We start from the raw sequence: 22020 nt of genomic DNA, 5'->3' as shown, positions 1-22020 counted from the left end.
CTCCCCTTCCCCCATCAAGCCGGCACCCGCACATCTCCTCCATCAAGCCTGCACCCAAGACGCTCACAAGGCGTCCAACCAGCTCAGGAAGGGTTTTTCGGGAGCGCTCATAGTCTCCAACCGTTCCACCTGAAGGAAGATGGGACCGCTCTCTTGCGGTGTTTGGGTGACTCCGCTGACCCGATACCACTCCTCTTCCGACAAAGTTGCCTCAGGCGGGATTCCTTCCAGGATCACGGTCAGAGGCGAGGCGTCCGCAGCGCAACAGGCAATGGCAAAACGGTATAAAAGCAGACTGTTCTCTTTGGTGGAGTCGTGGGGAAAGGCTTTTCGATGCTGTTCCGCATTCAGGCGGGCGACCCGTCCGATCAGGGAAATCCGGGCATTCGATTCCAGTCGGGAATCGTTGTAAAGCTGAATGTGCGTGACCTCCAGATATTCCCCCGGCTTCAGATAACGCAATTTGGCGCCGAGATCTTCGACTGTCTGGTTGGGATCGAGAACCCGCATCTGAATCCGGTCGCGCAACGAGGCCAGATCCATGTTGAGAGTGGTCACGCCCATCAAACCGACGATCAACAGGGGAACCCAATGTCCCAGGGATTCACAGGCCAGGGCAAGGACGGCGCCGCGATGGTGAAACGTCTCGGTGGGCGTGACGCTGCCGAACAGGCCGATCAAAAAGGCCAAAAACAGCAAACCACCTCCGACCAGCAGAATCTGATGCTGCAAGGAGGCCAGATAGCTTTGATCCTTGCCGGTCAGAATCATGTAGCCCAGAAACAGTAACCAGCCGAGCAGTTGCAACTCTTTCCAGAGTCGTGACGGAATGTTCATGGCCATCCTTTTTTTTCCAGTTCAACCCAAAAACGGCAAGCCCAGCAACGCCAGCCAACCATTGGGCAGCAGTTGCAACGCGAAGACATAGGCCGAAACGCCCAGCACGATGGTCACGGCCAGCTTCAGAATGAAACGCGAGGAGAAAATCGTGCGATACATGAAGAGCAGTTTGATGTCCAGCATCGGCCCCAGAACCAGAAAGGCCGTATGGGCCGGAATCGAAAATCCGCTAAAACTGGCCGATACGAACGCATCGGCACCGGCACACAACGACAGGGCAAAGGCCATGATCATCATGACGCCAGGACCGGCAAGGCTCTCCTGTCCGAACGCGCTGATCCAGACCGGATCGATGAAGCTTTTCATCAGGCTGGCCGCGAAGACTCCGAACAGAAAATAAAGCGCCGAATCCAGAAAATCCTCCCGGGTGTGGATCAACACATGACGCAACCGGGAAAACAGGCTCTGCCGATGGTCGGCATGAGCGCAGGCGTCGCCGTGGGCGTGGGAGCAGGAAGGCGGGGAAGCGGCGGCTTCCGGCTGAAAGGTCAACACCCGCGCATCGGCCTTGCGAAAAATCGAAGCGACCGCCAGCGCGACCAGAATGGCTCCGGTGGCGCGTAACAGAGGATAAAGCCAATTCTGTCCATAGGCCATCCAGGTGCCAGCCAGGACCAGCGGATTCAGAATGGGCGCCGCCAACAGATAGGCCAGGGTATGCGGCAACGGCAGACCCATGCGCAAGAGTCGGCGCGCCACGAAACCGATGCCGCATTCGCAGATCGGAAACAGTGGCGCCAGCAACACCACAGCCGGCACTCCCCAGACGCCCAGCCTGCGTACAGTCCGGGGCAACCAGTGGGGCGGCACCAGCAGTTCGATCACCGCCCCGGCGCAGGCGGAAAGCAGCATGTAAGGAGCGCCTTCCAGGACGATCGAGACGAAATAGGTGACAAAATTCTCACGCCAGCCGGTTCCGGGCATGGCGTTTACCCGGTCCAGGAAGGGAAGCACACTGTCGGCATTCCTTCCCAACACCGGCAGAAAAGCGCCCAACACGAAGACCAGCAGCAGAAGCGATCCGATCCATTTTTCATGCGCCATCGTCTGATGGGCGTGGTCGGTCTCTAAGCGGTTCGACATGCGCGACACTCCCCTTCAATCTCCACGTTCGCCGACCGCACCACGAAATCGAGCGTTCCCGCAAGATTGCGCAACTCTGCGGCCAGAATCGACGACTCTGTTTCGCCAACCACGCCACAATGCCGACAGATCCAGAATTGAATCTCCTGATCATGACCTTCCCGCGTGCAGGCAAAATAGGCGTTGCGTCCGGCCATGCGATGGATCAATCCCTGCGCCAGCAAGAACTCCAGACACCGATAGACCGCTGCCGGTGGCGGACGACGGGATTGTCCGGTCTGCATTTGCCCCAGGATATCATAGGCGCCCATCGAACGATGAGAGGTCGCCAGAATGTTCAGCACCTCCCGCCGCTGCGGGGTGAAACGCATGCCCTGTTGACGGCAACGCTCTTCGGCCCGCTGTAGAATCCAGGATTGACAATGTTGATGATCGTGTTCGCTCTCCGGAAAATGGGCGCTCTTTGGAGTGAAATCCGCAGGCATGGCATCAGCGGAGATGGCATCAGCGAGGATGGCATCAGCGGGAATGGCATCAGCGGGAATGGCATCAGTGGACATGGGCCTCCAAGGGTTGCGGTTGTCTCTTTTAAGCGATTGCGACGCGATGTCGCCACCTTAGAATTCGCTTGACACGATAGATTGTCTCCACTACGCTGTCAATAATTGATATATTATATCGTTTCATATTAGGGCTGCGTCATGCAAGAAGCGTACAATCAACGCGACCGGAAGGAGCCTGGATTCCGGGGATCGCTGTTGGCCAAGCCAGCGATGATTCGCCTGTGCTGGGCCGGAGGAGTGGTGGTGATGTTATGGATCGGCATTTTCTGGGCTGTGGCCGTGCCGTGATCACTGTGCGGGAAGTGACGGTACGCTATCGGCGTCATGTGGCGGTGCAACGCTTGAGCGGTCGTTTTGTCCAGGGCGAACTGACGGCGATGACCGGCCCCAATGGCGCGGGAAAATCAACACTGTTTCAGGCACTGCTGGGCGAACTTCCCCTGACGGCGGGATCCGTGCAATGGCGAGAAGAATCCTGGGAGAAAAAAGCTTGGTTGCCGCAATCGACCCAACTGGATCGTTCGTTTCCCATGCGTGTCGCCGATGTCGTGATGCTCGGCGCTTGGCGGCAGATGGGAGGTTTCAGCGCAATCTCTCGTGGATTGGCGCAACGGGCCGAAGCGGCCATGGCCGCCGTGCAGTTGACCGGACTGGAACAGCGCAGCATCGGAAGCTTGTCTGCCGGACAACTGCAACGTGTTCTGTTTGCCCGACTCATGATGCAAGACGCGCAGGTCATTTTGCTTGATGAACCGTTCGCGGCCATCGACAGCCGCACCACCCGGGATCTGCTCGCCCTGCTGGCCCTCTGGAAACAAGAAGGTCGCACGGTGATTGCCATTTTGCACGATCTGGATCAGATCCGGCATCACTTTCCCCAGACTCTGCTGCTGGCGCGCACCGGGATCGCCTGGGGAAAAACCGACGCGGTGCTGACCGAAACCAATCTGCTGCGGGCACAGAACATGGCGGAAAACGGGGAGGAATCGACTTCTGCTGGAGAATCGGGGGGGAATGATGACAGGGCATGAACTTCTGATCGCTCCATTCGTGGAGTTCGGATTTCTGCGTCGGGCGCTGCTGGCCTGTGTCGCTTTGGGTCTGGGGGCAGGTCCGATCGGGGTGATGCTCGTGCTGCGTCGCATGAGCCTAGTGGGCGACGCCCTGAGCCATGCGATTCTGCCTGGCGCCGCCATCGGCTTCTTGATCGCGGGACTCTCCTATCCGGCCATGGGCATGGGTGGATTGCTGGCGGGGTTGCTGGTGGCTTTGCTTTCCGGACAGGTCAGCCGCAGCACCGTACTGGGCGAGGAGGCGGCGTTTGCCTGTTTTTATCTGACCTCATTGGCGTCCGGCGTGCTGCTCGTCTCCTGGCGGGGATCGAATGTCGATCTGATGCATGTGTTGTTCGGTACGATTCTCGCCATAGACGCGCCGGCACTGCTGTTGGTGGGAAGCATCGCGTCGCTCTCCTGGCTGGCGCTGGCTTGGTTCTGGCGTCCGCTGGTGGCTGAGTGCTTCGATGCCGAATTCTTGCGGCAGGTGGATGGACGCAGCAAAAGATACCACTTTCTGTTTCTGGTGCTGGTCGTGATCAATCTGGTGGCCGGATTCCAGACCCTGGGCACCTTGATGGCCGTGGGAATGATCATGCTTCCCGCCGCCATCGCCCGACTCTGGACACGCACGCTGGAGACGATGATGGTGATGGCCATTCTGGTGGGATGGCTCTCCGGTTATCTGGGTCTGCTGATCTCGTTTCATGGTCAACTGGCATCGGGACCAGCCATTGTCCTGACAGCGGGTCTGCTGTTCGCGCTGTCGTTGCTGGCCGCTCCGGCGGGCAGAATCTGGCAGCGTCTTTTCTCGCCATCCTTGGCGAAATAACCTTGCAGGAGTCTTGAGCATGAAAATGATATTTCTTGTTGCTGCCGGTCTATTTTTTGGGATGTTGCCAAACGTCCAGGCCAAACCTCTGAACGTAGTGGCCACCCACGCCATTCTGGGGGATATCGTTTTACAGGTGGGTGGTCCCCATGTGCAGGTGACGACATTGGTCGGCGTGGATCGGGATCCCCACACTTACGAGCCGACACCCGCCGATCTGCGCCACCTGAAAAACGCCAAGGTCGTGGTCATGAATGGTCTGGGGCTGGAAGGGTGGATGGAGCGATTGGTCGCCGCCTCCGGCTTCGCTGGACAACCCGTAGTCGCCACGACGGGCATTGCGCCTCGCATGATGGAAAAAGATGGCCAACAGATTGCCGATCCGCATGCCTGGAACAGCGCGGCCAATGGCGTGATCTACAGCCGGAACATCGTCAAGGCGCTTTCCGAAGCCGATCCGGATCACGCCAAAACCTATCAGGACAGGGGGACGCGTTATCAAGAAGAGTGGCAACAGTTGGACGAAGAGACGCGTCGGGCCATGCAGGCCATCCCTGCAAAACAACGAAAGCTGCTCATCGGGCATGATGCGTTTGGCTACTTTGCCGACCGCTATGGCTTGACCTTTCTCGCGCCACAAGGACTTTCCACCGAATCGGAAAGCTCTGCGGCCACGGTTGCCGGGGTGATCCGACAGATCAAGCAGGAAGGCATCAGCGCCTATTTTCTGGAGAGTTCCAACGATCCTCGCCTGGTGCGACAGATCGGCCAAGCAACCGGCGCCAAGGCCGGTGGAACCTTGTATGTCGAATCCCTTTCCGCGTCCAACGGACCGGCGGCAACCTATCTGCAACTGTTCCGACACAATGTGGAACAGTTGCAACAGGCCATGCGCGACTGATTTTTATTTTTCTGTTGAAACGCCCCCATCGTCATGACGATTCCGCAGACGAAACGGTCGCGGCAGGAGCGCCGTCGGGTTCCCGGCGCGCGCTCCCAACGCACCGATTCCTCCTCCAGACACCGCAGAAGACGGCAACACCTCCCCAGACGCTAAAACATCGGCACCGCAGACGGCATCGACAGATCCCCACTCGACATCGACTTCTTGCGCCAGCGGTCAAAATTCCGCTCGCCGAGTCTGCACCCGCACCAACCCCCTCCGTCATCATCAAGCCTGCACCCGCACCACCACCTCGCCAAGCAGGCGGACATGATCCCGCAGGGATTTTTCCACCGCATGGGCGATGGCCGTTCCCACCCGCACCGAAAGCTCCGGATCCACGGCAATGGTGACATCGCTGTAGACCTTGTGTCCGATCCAACGGGCCCGCACGCTGCGCACGGCCCGCACGCCGGGCACATGCTCCGGGGCATGCCGGATTTCATCGAGGATTTCCGGTTCGATGCCGTCGATCAGTCGATGCCAAACCGCACGGGCCGCATCCTTGACGATAAACAAGATGGCCACCGTAATGCCGATGCCCACCAACGGATCCAGCAGCGGAAAGCCCATCGACGTACCGAGCACCCCGATCAACACCGACAGGCTGGTAAAACCATCCACACGGGAGTGGTGACCATCGGCGATCAACGCCGCGGAACCGATCTCCCGACCCACACGGATGCGATAGACCGCCACCGCCTCGTTGCCGACAAATCCGATCAACGCCGCAGCCGCCACCCATCCCAGGTGTGCCATGGGCGCGGGGTGGATCAATTTCTCAAAGGCCTCGTAACCCGCCACACAGGCGGAAAAAAAGATCACGCCGACGATGATCACGCCGGCCACATCCTCGGTCTTGCCATAGCCGTAGGTAAACCGCTGATTGGGGCCGCGTTTGGCCAGGGCAAAGGCGATCCACAACGGAATGCTGGTGGCTGCGTCGGCAAAGTTGTGGATGGTGTCGGCCAACAGGGCCACGGATCCGGTATACAAGACCACAAACACCTGAAGCACCGCCGTGATGCCAAGCCCCACCAACGAAATCTTGAGGGCGCGAATCCCTTTTTCACTGGATTCCATCACCGAATCCACCTTGTCGCTCACGTCATGGGAGTGGGCGAAAGTCCCTTTCAGCCAGCCGAGCAGCCCAGAGCCGTGATCATGGCCGTGATCATGATGACCATGCTCTCCGTGGTGACCGTGATCCCCATGGTGGCCATGATCATCCGGATGAGCCGCTTCCGGATGCCCGTGCCCGTCCTCATCCGGATGGGCATGAGCCGGTTCCGAAGCGTGCCCATGGTCGTGATCATGCCCCTCTTCGGTGAACAGAATCGCCAGCCGTTGGCGGCCCGGTTCCAGTTCCACCCGCAGCAAAAATTCATGGGGTTCCGGGATCTCCTCATGGGATTCCAGAAAGGCCCCGTCGTGATGAAAGGTGAAGGCCTGCCGCACATCGCCAGCCCGTTCGCTCTCCACCCGCACCGTATCCGGAGCGGGCGGATTCACGGCCTCCATCGACTCACCCAAAAAATACAGCCGGAAACGGGGTGGCACTCCGGTTTCAAACACCGACAGTTCCAACCACCCATCGGCATGCCGCAACAAAGGCCCCCCGTGATCGCCATGAATCGGGGTGGTGACATCGGCATCGGACATGGGTGGTCTCCCTCTTGAGAAAAAATTGTCGCTACAAATATTTGGTCATGACCTTCATGGCTTTGACCTGGGCGACCACATCCCGCATGCTCATGTCGTCCTGGACATCGAGACAATGTTCGATGTGATCGGAAACATATTGCCGCTTGGCCGTCACCAGGGCATTGCTCACCGCCTGAAGCTGCTGGGCCACCGCTTCGCACCCTTGGCCGGATTCGATCATGGCGATGACTTTCACCAGATGGCCCGAGGCCCGTTTCAGACGCGAGACGATTTCAGGGTGATGGGTATGCTTGTCCATGACCTTATCCTATCCTGGGGGAGGGGATGCTTGCAAGGGAGTTTATCCGGTACACCTTCTGGCGTGGCGTCTGGAAATCCCACCCAAAAGGGTCATCCAAACCAATCAGACCGGGGAGGATGCCTCCCCATACTGGCGATGCACCCATTGACGATAGGCGCCACTGGTCACCCCGTGTACCCATTCGGCATGATCCAGATACCAGCGCACGGTTTTCAGAATGCCGCTGTCAAAGGTTTCGGCGGGTTTCCAGCCCAACGTTCTTTCGATCTTGCCCGCGTCGATGGCGTAACGACGATCATGGCCGGGACGATCCTTGACAAAGGTGATCTGCTCGGCATAACCGCGTCCATCCGCCCTGGGATGCAGGCGATCCAGCACCGAGCAAATGATCCGAACCACATCCATATTGGGCTGTTCGTTCCATCCGCCAATGTTGTAGGTCTCCCCCTTTTGTCCCGCCTCCAGCACCCGCATGATGGCCTGACAGTGATCCTCCACATACAACCAGTCCCGCACCTGGAGACCATCCCCGTAAATGGGCAGAGGCTTGCCGGCCAAGGCGTTGTGAATGATCAACGGAATCAGTTTCTCCGGAAACTGATACGGCCCATAGTTGTTGCTGCAATGGGTGGTCAGCACCGGCAGGCCGAAAGTGTGATGCCAGGCGCGGATCAGATGATCGGAAGCGGCCTTGGAGGCGGCATAGGGACTGTTGGGCAAAAAGGGGTTGCTTTCGGCAAAGGGGGGGTCCGTGGGGGAGAGGGTGCCGAACACCTCGTCGGTGGAGACCTGCAAAAAACGGAAATCCTGCCGGTTCGGCCCTTCCGCAGCTGTCTCCGGCAGACGGCTCCAGTAGTCCCGCACCCTCTCCAACAGATGAAACGTCCCCACCACGTTGGTCTGGATGAACTCCCCCGGCCCTAAAATGGAGCGGTCCACATGGGACTCCGCCGCGAAATGAACCACGGCGCGGGGTCGATACGTGTCCAGCAACGCCCCCACCCGCTCCCGGTCGCCGATCTCCCCCTGAACGAACACATGCCGGGCATCCCCCCGCAAGGCGGCGAGATTGGCCAGATTGCCCGCATAGGTGAGCTTGTCGAGATTGACCAACGCCTCACCGGTCCGCTCCAGCCAGGAGTGGACAAAATTGGCTCCGATAAAACCGGCTCCACCCGTTACCAGGATCATGTGTCATCGCTCCTTGCTTGCAACCAAAGCGTCAAGATCAACCCTCCGGCAACCCGAATCACGCTGGATTGGAAGCTGGCGTCGGTTGTGGTCTGCTGCCCATCTGGCGAATCAACTCCATCAGTCGATCGAGACTGGAGGCAGGATTCGCCAGAATGGTTCCTTCCCGTTCCGCGCATTCCCGGGCCTGACGGGCATTTCTGACCGCCTTTTCATACCCTGGATTCATCCTATCCAGATCAAAATACTTGCCCTGGTCCTTGTCATAAGACGGCATCCGCTGTTGCAGTTTCGATTGAGCCATATGTCGGTCAAGTTCCGCAGTCGGGGGCGGATCAAAATGATACAAGGCCCAAACCTCGACACAGGGATTGGACAGGGCCACCTCAATGCCTTTATTTTCGGCGCGTTTCAAGAGTCCCGGAATCCTCTGCGCATGTTCATCCACATCGATGACGATCCAGACCCTGAATTCTGTTCTATTGCGGCGATTCTCATGATCTTTCTCTTTTTTCTTCTTGAGAGCGCATTCAAATACCGTCTCAGGCACTCCGCATGGCCCAAAGATATGGGTACCGCGCTTCAGATGCACACCGTGCCGCGCTGCAAAGGCTTCCAGATAAAGAGGTTCGGTATTCTCGCCTTCACAACAGATGATCAAATCGGGTCTGGGAGGACGTGGAGGCGGGTCCGTGCGCAAAGATCGTGCGGGAGGGGTCGGGCGGACGGGCTTCCTGGCAGTCATGGAACCACTTCCCCGGCTTTGATTCTTTTCCTGAATGGCCACACATTCTCGATGGGCCCCATGTACGGCACCCCGCCATATCGGCCTCTCAAATAGCCATGCTCCAGATTCTCCCCCTTGCGGGGTTGGGCAGCGGTGAGGGGATAAATTTCCGTCGCGCCCTGCCCGTTCTTTTCGCACAACCAGATCTGGGCCGGGGCCAGATCGGTCATCAGATGGGTGTAGTGGGTGGCAAACAGCAGTTGCGCCCCTGTGGAATTGGTGTTGCTGTCCTGAAACAGATCCACCAGTCGCTTGGCCACAAAAGGGTGCAGACCGGATTCCAATTCATCCACCACCAGCACCCCACCCCGCTCCAGAATCCGGCACACCTGGATCCCAAGGCCAAGCATGGTCTGCGTCCCCCGGCTTTCAAGGCCGTGGTGCAGCGTATAATCCTTGGAGCCGATGGAATGCTGAAACAAGATATTCTTCATAGCCGGAACGAGTCTTTTTGCAATATCTCGCATACTCTGGTTGTTTGAGAATTGACGATCAACATTTTTGATTATTTTTTCCTGTAATTCTGATGGCATATCACTCATTTTGATACCCGAAATCCCTGTATCCGCTTCCCGCAGGAAAGAAACCACCTGCTCGCGCAAAACAGAGTTTGATTCCAAGTCATTCATGCTGGAGGAAATACGAGACCTTTCATCGATCCCAAGATTACCAATCAGATCATCAGAGAAAAAATTCCACAAGGGATTCAATGTCTTATGGTTGTTTATTCCAGCCGTGGAAAGAAACAGACTGTCCTTCCGGGTCTGCTCTTGAATGGCCCGGTTGTTGCCTTTCAGGTATGGACCAAAATAAAACTCTTCCGTTTCAGCATGGTTGCGATGAAACAGAATACGGTGCCGGGAACCCACGGCAAACTCATACAACCACTCTTCCAACACCCTTTGATCATCGATACGAAAACCATACTGGTAACGAACGCCATTGGCGATGACATCACACTCCATCCGGGAGGGCGCCTGTTTTGATACGTCATCCAACCCAAAAGACACCCGAGCATTCGGCATTCCCGGTTCACTGTGGGACCACCGGATGGCCTTCACAAAAAAAAGCAAAGAAGCCAACAGATTGCTTTTCCCGGAGGCATTGGCGCCATAGATCGCGGCGACAGGCACCACAGGATCCTTGATCCCCGGCCCCGACAACACACCACGGACCGCATCCTGATTGGAACGTTTCGGGACCACCAGGGAGATCTCCTGATAATCCCGAAAGGAGAACAGATTCTCCACGCCAAAACGGAGCAACATCTTTTCGGACTCCCTCGCAGTCACATCGGCCAGAAATCAAATTCCAGGGACGATTTTAGCATCTCCTCGCAAAAAATCCATGCCAGATTGGCTTTCCCCCCCTTGTTCTGATCGATTTCATCCTGGATCCTGACCGCCGAACCATCCCGCAGGTCACAACGTCCGCTTGATCCAGTCCCCGCCCAGCCCTTTTTCCATCATCTCCGCCTGGGTCACCACACCGTATCCGGCGCCCACCGGGGAGAGATAGGTCTCGGCCATGCGGCGCAGGTCAGCCCCGGTCACCTCCAGCACCCGCTTGCGGAAAGCGCGTCGCACCTCGGGCAGACGGCCATACAGGGCGTCGTGAAAGGCCCGTTTGGACTCGCCAGCCGGAGAGCCGGGACGGTCGATCAAGCCCGCCACACCTAGAATCGCCTCTTCCAGAGCGCGGGCGTCGGCCTTGCCGCTTGTCAACCACTCGATGGAACGCTCGAAATCCGCCAGGGTCTCTTCCAGACGGGGATCCCGATAGGAATAAAAGCGAAACAGTCCGCTGTCCGAATCATACCCGGCCCCGCCGCCATACGCCCCTCCCCGCTCGCGAATGGCGCGATGCAGATAACCGTTTTTCAGATACAGCCCCAATACCGCCAGAACCGGAGCGTCGGGATGGGCATAAGGCACGGTCTTGTGAACCCGGGCGCAAAAATTGACCGTGGTGACCGTGGCCCAGGCGTGCCGCTCGGGTCCGGCCAAGGGTCCCGCATGGATGCCGCCCCCCAGATCCGACACTCTTTCCCTTCCACCCCAGGTTCGAGACAATCCCTCGGCGAAATTGGCAAAATCCTCCTCCTCCCCCACGATCAACATGCGGCCCGGCGCCTGTCGCAACACCTCCCGCAACGCCTCCAGCCGTCCGGCGAAAGCCGCCAACTCGCCTGGATCATCCAACGCCTTGTCCAAAGCCTTCAACCGCTTGACCGCCAACATCCCGCCCCAGCGATCGTTCAAGGCCGCCACGGCGTTCAGTCCCGCTCCGGCGGCTGACAGGGCCAACACATGTCCGTTTTCGGTCACCCGCATCTCTGCCGAGGAGCGCATCTGGGCCACCAGTTCCCGCAAACGGGTCCATTCGTCGAAGCGGGCGGTGTCGATGGTATCTTTCAATAATTGTGATAACGCATCCTGATTGCGGGACAACGCCTTGCCGGAGATGCAAAACACACCGCGAAACCGCTCCAGATCGTCCACCGAGGAGCGCATGCCGATCCGGGCCGCGATGCCGCCGCTGATGGCGGATTGATGGGCCTGGGTCTCCAGATAGTCCCGGCCCCCGCATCCCACCTCCGGCAGACAGGTGGAAAAAATCGGCAACAACTCCAGCAACTCATCCGGCATCGCGGGAGGATCCAGCACATATTGTTGATACACCAACCGGTTGGTGGCCGCCTTGAACCAGAAAACCGGCAGTTGACCCAACGGGGCTTCCGTGCCTTCCGGAATGGCGATGTCGTCGGGAATATCCCCCAGTTCCAGCCGGGGCAGAATCTCCGGATCGTCTTCCAACTCCTGACGCGCCATCAGGGCGCGGGCCTGTTCCATCACCTGCTGCCGCGTCGCGTCGTCCATGGCGGCACGAATCACCCGCAACCGCTCCGCCTCCTGCTCGGCGCGCCTGGCATTCAGGATCGGATCCGGGGTCAACACCACCCGCACCCGATGGGGATTGTCCACCAGCCATTGACGGGCCAACCCCTTGATGAAATCCGGATCCTTCACCCGCTCCCGCAAAGCCACCAAAGCCTCATCCAAAGCCAAAGCGGTCACGGGATCCCCGCCGTGCAGCACCGGGGTCAAGGCGTTCAACAACAGTTTCAGCCCATAGGGCATGCCATCCCCACCGATCTCGCGGCGGGAGAGTTCCAACTGATGCAGCACCGATTCCAGCCGTTCCGGCTCCACCCCCTCCCGGGAAACCCGCTCCAACAAGTCGAGAATCTCTCGTTCCACCGCATCGGCGTGTTCCGGTTCCGATCCCTCCAGGCCACAGGCGAACACCAGCTCCCGTCCCGAATCGTCCAGACCGCTCAACGAAGAGGGCGAGGCCCCCAGTTCCGAGGTTTCCAGCAGTTTCAGCAGGGGCGAAGAACTGTTGTCCAGCAACACCCCGTTAAGCACATGGGCGTTGAGCAACGTTTCCAGCTCCATGCTGCGTCCCAGCAGCCAACCCAGCACCACATGGGTCTTGCCCTGGATCTCATCGGCCCCATCCAGGGCATAAGTTCCCTCCACCCGCAGCGGCGCGGTGTGGCGCACCTCGTCCGGAATGGAGGAAGCCCCGGTATTCTCCTGAAAATGAGACAACACCAGATCCTGGAAGCGGGTCTGATGTTCATGGGCGGAGATATCCCCATAAGTCATAAAGATGGCGTTGGAGGGATGATAGTGACGGGCATGGAACCCTTTCAGCCCTTCCAGTGTCAAAGAGGGTATCTCTTCCGGATCGCCGCCACTGTTGAAATGATACGTCGTGGTGGGAAAGAGCTGTTCGGACAGGGTGTGGGACAACACCCGCGCCGGAGAACTCATCGCCCCCTTCATTTCGTTGTAGACCACCCCCTTGAACACCAGATCGGTCTTGGGATCGTTGGGATCCACGAACTCCACCCGACACCCCTCCTGGGCAAAATCAAGCGCGTGCAGATTGGGGAAAAACGCCGCGTCCAGATAGACCCGCAACAGGTTGTCGAAATCCTTGCGGGACTGGGTGGCAAAGGGATAGGCGGTCCAGTCGCTGGAGGTGAAGGCGTTCATGAAGGTGGACAAGGAACGCCGCAGCATCATGAAAAACGGATCCCGCACCGGATAACGTTGACTGCCGCACAAGGCGGTATGTTCCAGGATGTGGGCCACCCCGGAGGAGTCCAGCGGCACGGTCAAAAAAGCCACCAGAAAGGCGTTGTGAGGATCGTCGGCCATCAGGTGGACATGTCGCGCGCCGGTGATGCGATGCCGGTAGGATTCCACGGTCAGTTTCAGGGCGGTCACGGGTTCGCGGCGCAACAGTTCAAAATCGGGATGGGTCATGGCGATCCTTGATTCTTCTGGCATGGGTGACGTTTGGCCATTCTGGGAGGGTTCTTTTGTCAATGTACAAACAAAAAAGACGGTATCACAAAAAAATGGTGCCATAAAAAAAGCTGTTGAATCTTGGACCCCTTGCGCTTAAGATGCATCACGGTGTAAGAACATCAGCATATAAGAGAATGCTGAACATGGTGCATCAACCCGGCCCAAAAAGCCAGACCGGTCCTTGCGAACTGAGGGGTTCTGGGGTTCACAAGCACAAAAAAATGGCCGAACACTCATCATAAACCATCAATCGGAGGTAAACCATGGCGGATGCTCATGCCGCAGGCCAAACCATCCTGGTCGTCGGCGGTGGAATCAGCGGGCTTACGACCGCCGTCGAGGCAGCCGAAACCGGATACAACGTGCTTTTAGTGGAAAAGGATCCACACCTCGGTGGCCGAGTCGCGCAACACAACAAGTATTTCCCGAAACTCTGCTCCCCGGTCTGCGGGCTGGAGATCAATTTCCAGCGCATCAAGAACAATCCGCGCATTCGCTATCTGACCCTCTCCGAAGTGGAAGAGATCCAGGGATCCGAAGGCAACTATACGGTTCGCATCCGCAAGAATCCCCGTTTCGTCACCGAGGCCTGCACCGGCTGCGGCGAATGCGCGGCGGTATGCACCACCGAGGTTGCGGATCCGTTCAATTTCGGTCTGAACAAAGTCAAGGCCATCCGCAACAACCATGCCATGGCGTTCCCGAGCTGGTACTACATGGATCCGGCCTACGCCAAAACCGATGAGGCCAAACAGGTCGCCAAGATCTGTCCCGCCGGGGCCATCCAGCCCGACATGGAAGCCTCCGTGATCGAAGAACAGGTCGCGGCCGTGGTCTGGGCCACGGGCTGGAAACCTTACGACGCCGAAAAGATTCTGCCCTACGGTTTCGGTCAATACGCCAATGTCACCACCAACATGCGCTTCGAGCGTCTGGCGAGTGTCTACGGTCCCACGGGTGGCAAGATCATCCGTCCGTCCGACGGCAAAGAGGCGAAAAATGTCGCCTTCATTCAATGCGCCGGATCCCGGGATCATAACTATCTGCCGTTTTGCTCCCGCGTCTGCTGCCTGGCCTCCATGAAACAGGCCGCCTATGTGCGGGATCAATATCCGGACTCCAAGGTGACGGTCTTCTACATCGACCTGCGGGCCATGGACCGTTACGAATCCTTCCTGCAAAAAACCCGGGAAGACGCCAACATCTCCTGGATCAAATCCAAGCCCGCCCGCATCGAAGAAGATGCCAACGGCAACCCGGTGGTCATCGGCGAAAACACCCTCACCGGCGAACGCTACGCGATGCCGTTTGATCTGGTGGTGCTGGCCACCGGCATGGAGCCCAACTCGGCGGTCGATGCCCAGGTGCCCTCGGATCAGGCCAGCCACGACGCATACGGCTTTGTCACCGGAGGTGTTCTGGCCGCCGGATGCGCGGCGGCGCCGACGGACGTGGCCAGTTCGGTCCAGTCCGCCACGGCCATGGCGATGAAGGCGATCCACGCCGCGGTTAAGAGAGGATAGAAACCATGGAACCAAAGAAAATCGGTTGTTACATCTGCACCGGATGCGGCATCGGCGACGCCCTGGATCTCAAGGCCCTCAAGGCGATCGCCTCCAAGGAACAAAAAATTCCGGTGGTCAAGGATCACGCCCTGCTGTGCGGCGCCGAAGGGGTGGCCATGATCCAAAAGGATCTGGATGAGGGCACGGTCAACGCCGTCATCATCGCCGCCTGTTCCCATCGCGAAAAGAGCGCCGAGTTCCGCTTCGACATCGATCTGATGGATCGGGTGGATCTGCGGGACAAATGTCTTTGGGTGCAGGATGTCAAGGACGGAGACGAAACCGCCGAAGAAGACCGCCAGATGATGGCGGAAGACTATCTGCGCCTCGGCTCCATCAAAATCAAGAAGATGAACGTCCCGGATCCGTTCCTGCACTCCGAAGGCTCCAAGGATGTGCTGGTGGTGGGTGGCGGTCTGGCCGGCCTCACGGCGGCCCGCGACATCGCCAAAGCGGGCTATCAGGCCGTGCTGGTGGAAAAAAGCGATGTCTTGGGCGGCAAAATGAACACCATGTTCAAAGTCACCCCGGACAACAAACCGCCCTATCGGGATCTGGCGGACAACTTTATCGGTGCCCTCATCTCCGAAGTGGAAGCGGACAACCGCATCAAGATCTTCAAGAACGCCACGGTCACCAAGACCTCCGGACAGCCGGGCCAGTTCGATCTCATCATCAAGAACGCCACCAGCACCAAAGAGGTCCGGGTCGGCAGCATTGTGGTGACTACGGGCTTCGACCTGTACGATCCCACCAAACTGCCCTCCTCCCTGGGCTACGGCGCCTCACCGGATGTGGTGACCAGCGACGAATTCGAAAAAATGGCCAAAGAAGGCAAGATCGTCCGCAAATCCGACGGTCAACCCGCCAAACGGGTCGCCTTTGCCCTATGCGCCGGACAACGGGACAAGGAACATCTGGATTACTGCTCCGGCGCCTGCTGCATCTACTCGATGAAACAGGCGATGTATGTGATCGATCAGTACGGGGCGGACGCCTCCACCTATCTGGTCTATCAGGAAATCCGCACCCCGGGCCAGATGGAGGATTTCTATCGCAAGGTCCAGGAAGAAGGCGGCGTCTTCATCAAGGGTGATGTCACCGAAGTGGCCGGCAATCCCAAGGGCGGTGTGGTGGTCAAGGTGAAAGATCACCTGATCCGCGCCAACGAATCCCTGGATGTGGATCTGCTGGTGCTGGCCACAGGCATGGTCTCCACCGTGGATACCCTGGATCCCAACTCCCCCTCCCCCGTGGGCACGGGACGGGATGAACTCCCGGGTTCGATCCTCAATCTCCAGTATCGCCAGGGACCTAGCCTGCCCCGTCTGGGGGCCAATGGCTTCCCGGATTCCCATTTCATCTGTTTTCCCTACGAGACCCGGCGTACCGGCATCTATGTGGCTGGTCCGGCCCGACGCCCCATGGGCATCGCCGCCACCATGACCGACGCCTCCGGCGCGGCCCTGAAAGCCATCCAGGCCGTGGAAGCCGTGGCCCAAGGTGTGGCGGTCCATCCCCGCTCCGGTGACCTCTCCTTCCCCTCCTATCGGGCGGAAGGCTGCACCCAGTGCAAACGCTGCACCGAGGAGTGTCCCTTCGGCGCCATCAACGAAGACGACAAGGGCAATCCTTTGTTCAATCCGGCCCGGTGCCGGCGGTGCAGCACCTGCATGGGTGCCTGCCCGCAGAAGATCATCTCCTTCGCCAACTACTCGGTGGATATGATCAGCACCATGATCAAGGAAATCGAGATCCCGGAAGAAGACGAGGAAAAACCCCGCATTCTGGTCTTCGCCTGCACCAACGACGCGGTTCCGGCCCTGGACATGATGGGTCGTCTGCGCAGCCCCATCAGCCCTTACATCCGGATCATCCCCCTGCGCTGCATGGGATCGTTGAGCTTGGTGTGGATCGCGGACGCCATGTCCAAGGGTTTCGACGGCGTGCTGCTCATGGGATGTCGTCACGGCGACAACTACCAGTGCCACAATGTGCGCGGTTCGGCCCTGGCGGAAAACCGTCTGAGCAAGGTCTCCGAGACCCTGCAACGCCTGAAACTGGAATCCAATCGGGTGAAAATGGTCGAAGTGAACATCATGGACGCCGAAACCCTTCCGGGGGTGATCGGTGATTTCGTGGAGCAGATCAGCAACCTGAACCCCAACCCCTACAAGGGTTTCTAACGCGCTTTCAACACACCGACCCTGCCAAGCGTCCGGTCCAACCGCCACGCTTGCAGGGTCGGAGGGGAGACAATACACATGGCTTACGACCTGTCTTTCGCCAAAGACGTCTACAACAAGTCCGAAATGGGCCACTGGATCAAGATGTGCATGCAGTGCGGCGTATGCGCGGGCTCCTGCCCCCTGCGCGCCCATTGGCAGCACTCGCCCCGGCAACTGTTCCAGATGGTGCGCGCCGGCAAACGCGACGAGGTGCTGAAAAGCTCCGACATGTGGATGTGCACCTCGTGCTACAACTGCATTGTCCGCTGCCCCCGCGAACTGCCCATCACCCACATCATCCACGGATTGGCCCGCTACGCCGAAACCGAAAAAGCGGTCGATCCCATGCAGCCCACCCGTCGCTTCGCCGTGGAGGTGTTCTGGAAGAACATCACCGCCACGGGACGTGTCGGCGAAGCCATGCTCACCATGCGGCTTTATTTCCAGGATGGCATCGGCGCCGGGATTCAACGCGGTCTGGAAATGCGCGACTCCGCCCTGGGCATGCTCAAGACCCGCCGTCTCAATCCCATCCCCTTCCGGGGCAAGATCAAAGGATATGACGGCTTTACGAAAATGTTGGCAAAAGCCGCCGAACTTGAGGCAAAACTGGAGAACAAGGCATGAAGGAGTACACTTTCTTTCCTGGATGCAGTTCCGAACACAACGCCTCAGCCGCCAACATGGAGAACTCGATTCAATCCATGTGTCGCATCCTGGGCATCCAGCTCAACGAAATCGACGACTGGAACTGCTGTAGCGCCTCCATCGGCTACGCCGGCGGTGGACAGCTTCCCCGCATGGCCATGTCGGCGCGCAACTTCGCCCTGGCCCAGAAACAAAAAGGCAACACGGATCTGGTGGCCACCTGCGCCGCCTGCTGGCTCTCCATGCGGGAGACCAACGAGCGCATCGAAGAAGAACCCCGCATCAAACAGGACATCAACACCGCCCTGGCCGAAGCCGGACTCTCCTACGATGGACACATCAAGACCCGTCACATGGTGGAAGTGCTCATCGAGGACATCGGCTGGGAGACCCTGAAATCCAAGGTCACCAAGCCCCTCACCGGCCTCAAGGCGGCGGGATATGTGGGCTGTCAGACCAACCGCCCCTTCGGCGTGTGCGGCGACAGCTACGAAAATCCCCTCTATCTGGACAAGATGATCGAAGCCACCGGTGCCACGGCGGTCCCCTTCCCCATGAAGGTGGCCTGTTGCGGCGGCGCACTGATGTTCTCGGAAACGGAAAAAGCCTGCGTCCTGACCAAGCAGATCCTGCAATCCGCGGTGGACAACGGCGCCGAGGTGATCATCACCCCCTGCCCGGTCTGCCAATTGAACCTGGAAGTCTATCAGGGCATGATCAACAAAACCCTGGGCACCCATTTCAACATTCCGATCCTCTACTACTCCCAGCTCTTCGTCCTGGCCTGGGGCGGAAGCTGGCAGGAAGCGGCTTTGCATCAGCAGGTAATCCCGGCTGAACCCCTGCGCCGTTTCGCCTGACCCTTCTTGCGCCGACCTTCGGCACCCCATCGCCCCCGGTGGTTTCCCCATCCGGGGGCGATTTTTTTTGACGATCCGACCCGCTCCGATATCAAACCATTCTGGTCTGTCAATTTTTGCGTTATACTCCCCTGTTCCGCACACACCCAAACCCCAAGCGTGCCTCGGGATGGATCCCCCATCCCGATTCCGACCGGAGTCAATACGTTTCATGGATCACGGCTTACCCCACTACGATATCGCACCCTTCATCGACGATGAATGGTCCAAACTGCCTCCCAAGGCCCGACTGCTCCTCTCCCGTCCCCTGGACGACACCCAGACCACGCCTGCGGGACGGCACCCCGTCATGGATGTGGGATTCTCCCGATTGCGCAAAGCGATCCGCTCGATCCAGGCCGCCAGCCCGGCCAAGGATCCGGATCCCACCTGGAAGGAGCTGACCCGACGCTATACCCAGCAACTGGAAGCGCCTCTGTTTCCGGTCAACCAGGCGCCGGTCCTGCGGGGCCACGCCATGACCCCACCCCGCATGGTGCAATCCTTCATTCCCCCATCCTTTCGGGCCGTGCGTCACGAAACCGGGGAACGGCATTACGGGGATGACCTGTTCTGGGCGCGATTTCCAAAACGCGAGGATCTGGGACGCTTTCTGCTGCCCTGGCTGCTGTCGGACTCCTCTCTGGCCACGCCTCTGGTGATCCTCGGGCCCACCGGTTCCGGCAAAACCCTCCTGACCCGGATTCTGGCCGCTCATTTGTGCGCGTCGGCCTTTCATCCGGTGCGCGTGGTGCTGGGCAGCGTGGACGCCAAAGCCACCATCCAGGCCCAGATCGAAGAACAATTGCGTCTGGAAACCGGACGCAAGATCGAATGGGGCAGTCTGAGCCGTTCGGTGCGGGATCAGAATCCGGTGATCCTGCTGGACGGCATGAACGATCTGCTGGGGGCCAACGAGAAGGTGTTCCGGGACTATCCGGAAAAAGCCAGACGCTTTCAGGAATTGGAAGCCTCGTTGGGGCGTCCGGTACGTCTGATTCTCACCAGTCGCACCGAGGTGATCGATCGGGCGGACATTCCCGCCGGCGCGGTGGTCTTGCGCCTGGAACCCTTCGACGAGGCCCACCGCAGCCACTGGATGCGCTTGTGGAACCGCTCCAATCGGGGGTATTTCCGCGCCACCGGCGTTCAGCCCCTGACACCCCCGGAAAACCCGGCGGTGCTGCAACTGGCCGAAACCCCCTTTCTGCTGACCCTGCTGGCGGTATTCGACGCGGATGGCAATCCGCTGCGGGCCTGCGGTCCCTTGAGCCGGGCGGCGCTTTATCAGCAGATCACCCAACGGTTCGTGACCCGCAGTCTGCCCCCCGGCTCCCAGAACGAACTCATCAATCAAGAGTTGCTGCGCCTGGGAGCGGCGGCGTTGGGAATGTTTCATCGTCACGCCCTGTCCATCCGCTCCGACGACCTGGAACGGGACGCGGCACTGCTGCTCGCCCCGCCCAACGACGGCGGCGATCCCCTCTCCCCCCCCAAAGAAAGCGGACCAGGCGGGCAGAACGGGCACATTCTGGACCGGCTGTTTTTTGTGCATGTGGAGTCGTCACGGGAGGGGCGCGCCCGTTCCGGCGGAGTCGGACGGGAAAAGGAGGTCTTGCGCACCTATTCTTTCTGGCACGCGGCCTTCGGGGAATTCATGAGCGCGGATTTCATTCTGCGCACCACCTGGGACGAAGCCTCCCGCATCTGCCGGGAACGACGGGGACGCAATCGCACCTTGCGCAAGCTCTCCGAGGAGCGTTTCCGCAATCCGGCCACCACGCCGGATTTATGGTTGGCCACCCTGAGCCATACCCCGCTGTTCGACCGTCCCGGCATTCTGGCCATGCTGCGAGAACGGGTGAAGTGCTGCTTCATGCCGGAAAAAGGGGAACGGGGCACCATCCTGGATCGGGAAAACTTCCTGATCATCCTGAACGAAATGGTCCACGGTCAGCTCCATTGGATTTTGCAAGGCAATCTGCCTCCGGCCCTGATGACCGGCGAACGCACCCCCTGGTTCAACCCGTTGCCACTGTTGGGCCATTTGGCGATCTATTCGTTGAATCTGATCATTCTGCGTTCGGTGCTGGATCCGGATGCCTGGACCCTGGACGAAGCGGACCATGCCAGTCGGGAAGACGGGGTGGCGGCCTGGGACCGCCTGACCCATTTGTGGCGCTCCTGGTTCACCGCCGAACATTTGAGCCGTCTGCGGGGCATTCTTCAGACCACGCGGCAAGACAGCCGCATGCGCATCCAGGCCAGACCGTTGTTCAGTTGCGTGCGCAGCGTGCGGGGTCTCAACGCCTATCGGGAGTTGGCCCGGGTGCTGGCCGACGACGAAATCGAACAGCTTGCGGTGTTGGCCATGGACAACGGCCACCCCTCGGGCATCCGTGACGAGCCGAGCTGAGTACAGCCACTTGCCACTTGTCTGCCCGATGCCTCAACAGCCCTGGTGAAACCGCCGGAACGCCGATTCCCGGCCTATTTGAAACCAGTTGGTTCACAAGCACGCCCATCCCGATATCTCGATAATCGGAAAAAATTGCAAACCAGCAAAATTTACGATGGATTTTCAAAAGACACTCACCTATACTGCGCATACAGGAGATAAATGAACAATTGTCAATTCTTTACTCGGAAACCAAGGAATGGCTTTCAATCGGGCGGAACGCATCAAGGTCCTGGCGAGGGTTTTGCTGGAATTGCCGAACCGTCGGGCCTACATCGGCAACACGGTCGATGTCAGTGAAAGCGGGGTCTATTTTGAGATTGGCTATCCAGCGATCGAAATCGACCTGGAGGAGATCGGGCTGTTTCACCTGATGCCCCTGATCATGCGCTCCATCATGCCCTGCAAGGTGGCACGCCTGACTCCAGAGGGCATTGCGATTCAATTTCTCGACATCCCGCCTCCAGGGCTGATTTCCCAACTGAAACCGGCTACACTCCCATGCTGAGGGAGGCAACAG

At 59.0% G+C, this 22020-nt stretch carries 19 protein-coding genes; 10 read left to right on the top strand and 9 right to left on the bottom strand.

All coding sequences use genetic code 11. From position 1 onward, the window contains the following. Positions 1-63: 63 nt before the first annotated feature. From HQL98_07760 to HQL98_07750, 3 genes are read right to left on the bottom strand one after another with little or no spacing between them, the layout of a single operon-like run. A complete protein-coding gene (locus HQL98_07760) occupies positions 64-837 on the bottom strand; it encodes a hypothetical protein (GenBank protein MBF0271939.1) in 774 nt (257 codons plus the stop codon). A gap of 21 nt (positions 838-858) precedes the next feature. After that, positions 859-1983 carry a permease gene (locus tag HQL98_07755; GenBank protein ID MBF0271938.1) on the bottom strand — a complete coding sequence of 375 codons (1125 nt, stop codon included), beginning with the start codon at positions 1981-1983 and terminating at the stop codon, positions 859-861. Further along, complete coding sequence (locus HQL98_07750) at positions 1968-2543, bottom strand: transcriptional repressor (GenBank protein ID MBF0271937.1); 576 nt, start codon at positions 2541-2543, stop codon at positions 1968-1970. The genes HQL98_07755 and HQL98_07750 overlap by 16 nt, the downstream gene beginning before the upstream one ends. Before the next feature lie 141 nt (positions 2544-2684). Between HQL98_07750 and HQL98_07745 the strand changes: the two genes are divergently transcribed. The 4 genes from HQL98_07745 to HQL98_07730 are packed head-to-tail and all read left to right on the top strand — an operon-like array spanning position 2685 to position 5334. Beyond that, positions 2685-2834: a hypothetical protein gene (locus HQL98_07745; protein ID MBF0271936.1), complete on the top strand. Its 150-nt coding sequence runs from the start codon at positions 2685-2687 to the stop codon at positions 2832-2834. Next, positions 2798-3577, top strand: coding sequence for an ABC transporter ATP-binding protein (locus tag HQL98_07740; protein MBF0271935.1), 780 nt, complete (start codon positions 2798-2800; stop codon positions 3575-3577). The genes HQL98_07745 and HQL98_07740 overlap by 37 nt, the downstream gene beginning before the upstream one ends. Continuing rightward, entirely contained in the window at positions 3564-4433 is an 870-nt protein-coding gene (locus HQL98_07735; GenBank protein ID MBF0271934.1) for a metal ABC transporter permease, read from the top strand. Before HQL98_07740 ends, HQL98_07735 begins: the two co-directional genes overlap by 14 nt. 19 nt (positions 4434-4452) lie before the next feature. Next, the gene (locus HQL98_07730) at positions 4453-5334 is read left to right on the top strand and encodes a metal ABC transporter substrate-binding protein (GenBank protein MBF0271933.1); all 882 of its coding nucleotides are present in this window, start codon (positions 4453-4455) and stop codon (positions 5332-5334) included. A gap of 270 nt (positions 5335-5604) precedes the next feature. Here HQL98_07730 and HQL98_07725 read toward each other — a convergent pair whose 3' ends face one another. The 6 genes from HQL98_07725 to HQL98_07700 all read right to left on the bottom strand — a co-directional run bounded on the left by HQL98_07725 (position 5605) and on the right by HQL98_07700 (position 13657). Then, a complete protein-coding gene (locus tag HQL98_07725) occupies positions 5605-7038 on the bottom strand; it encodes a cation transporter (GenBank protein MBF0271932.1) in 1434 nt (477 codons plus the stop codon). Positions 7039-7069: 31 nt separating this feature from the next. Next, positions 7070-7339 carry a metal-sensing transcriptional repressor gene (locus tag HQL98_07720; protein ID MBF0271931.1) on the bottom strand — a complete coding sequence of 90 codons (270 nt, stop codon included), beginning with the start codon at positions 7337-7339 and terminating at the stop codon, positions 7070-7072. Positions 7340-7444: 105 nt separating this feature from the next. Then, positions 7445-8533: a dTDP-glucose 4,6-dehydratase gene (gene rfbB, locus HQL98_07715; protein MBF0271930.1), complete on the bottom strand. Its 1089-nt coding sequence runs from the start codon at positions 8531-8533 to the stop codon at positions 7445-7447. A gap of 58 nt (positions 8534-8591) precedes the next feature. After that, positions 8592-9278 (bottom strand): RloB domain-containing protein, encoded by a 687-nt coding sequence (locus HQL98_07710; GenBank protein MBF0271929.1) that lies wholly within the window; start codon positions 9276-9278, stop codon positions 8592-8594. Next, positions 9275-10525: an ATP-binding protein gene (locus HQL98_07705; protein MBF0271928.1), complete on the bottom strand. Its 1251-nt coding sequence runs from the start codon at positions 10523-10525 to the stop codon at positions 9275-9277. The genes HQL98_07710 and HQL98_07705 overlap by 4 nt, the downstream gene beginning before the upstream one ends. Before the next feature lie 216 nt (positions 10526-10741). Continuing rightward, positions 10742-13657 carry an insulinase family protein gene (locus tag HQL98_07700; GenBank protein ID MBF0271927.1) on the bottom strand — a complete coding sequence of 972 codons (2916 nt, stop codon included), beginning with the start codon at positions 13655-13657 and terminating at the stop codon, positions 10742-10744. Positions 13658-13965: 308 nt separating this feature from the next. On the opposite strand from HQL98_07700, the gene HQL98_07695 reads away from it, so the two are divergent. From HQL98_07695 to HQL98_07670, 6 genes are all read left to right on the top strand, one after another. Continuing rightward, positions 13966-15225 (top strand): CoB--CoM heterodisulfide reductase iron-sulfur subunit A family protein, encoded by a 1260-nt coding sequence (locus HQL98_07695; protein ID MBF0271926.1) that lies wholly within the window; start codon positions 13966-13968, stop codon positions 15223-15225. A 5-nt stretch (positions 15226-15230) separates the two neighbouring features. After that, on the top strand, positions 15231-17453 hold the full coding sequence (locus HQL98_07690) for a hydrogenase iron-sulfur subunit (protein ID MBF0271925.1): 2223 nt from the start codon (positions 15231-15233) through the stop codon (positions 17451-17453). A 78-nt stretch (positions 17454-17531) separates the two neighbouring features. Further along, complete coding sequence (locus tag HQL98_07685) at positions 17532-18122, top strand: 4Fe-4S dicluster domain-containing protein (GenBank protein ID MBF0271924.1); 591 nt, start codon at positions 17532-17534, stop codon at positions 18120-18122. After that, positions 18119-19003, top strand: coding sequence for a CoB--CoM heterodisulfide reductase iron-sulfur subunit B family protein (locus HQL98_07680; protein MBF0271923.1), 885 nt, complete (start codon positions 18119-18121; stop codon positions 19001-19003). Before HQL98_07685 ends, HQL98_07680 begins: the two co-directional genes overlap by 4 nt. Before the next feature lie 211 nt (positions 19004-19214). Continuing rightward, positions 19215-21458, top strand: coding sequence for a hypothetical protein (locus HQL98_07675; GenBank protein MBF0271922.1), 2244 nt, complete (start codon positions 19215-19217; stop codon positions 21456-21458). Positions 21459-21699: 241 nt separating this feature from the next. Then, entirely contained in the window at positions 21700-22008 is a 309-nt protein-coding gene (locus HQL98_07670) for a PilZ domain-containing protein (protein ID MBF0271921.1), read from the top strand. Positions 22009-22020: the final 12 nt, after the last annotated feature.

The organism is Magnetococcales bacterium (assembly GCA_015231755.1).
Lineage (GTDB): Bacteria > Pseudomonadota > Magnetococcia > Magnetococcales > Magnetaquicoccaceae > Magnetaquiglobus.
Note: the sequence above shows the minus strand (reverse complement) of the source record. Positions and strands in the feature narration are given on the sequence as shown.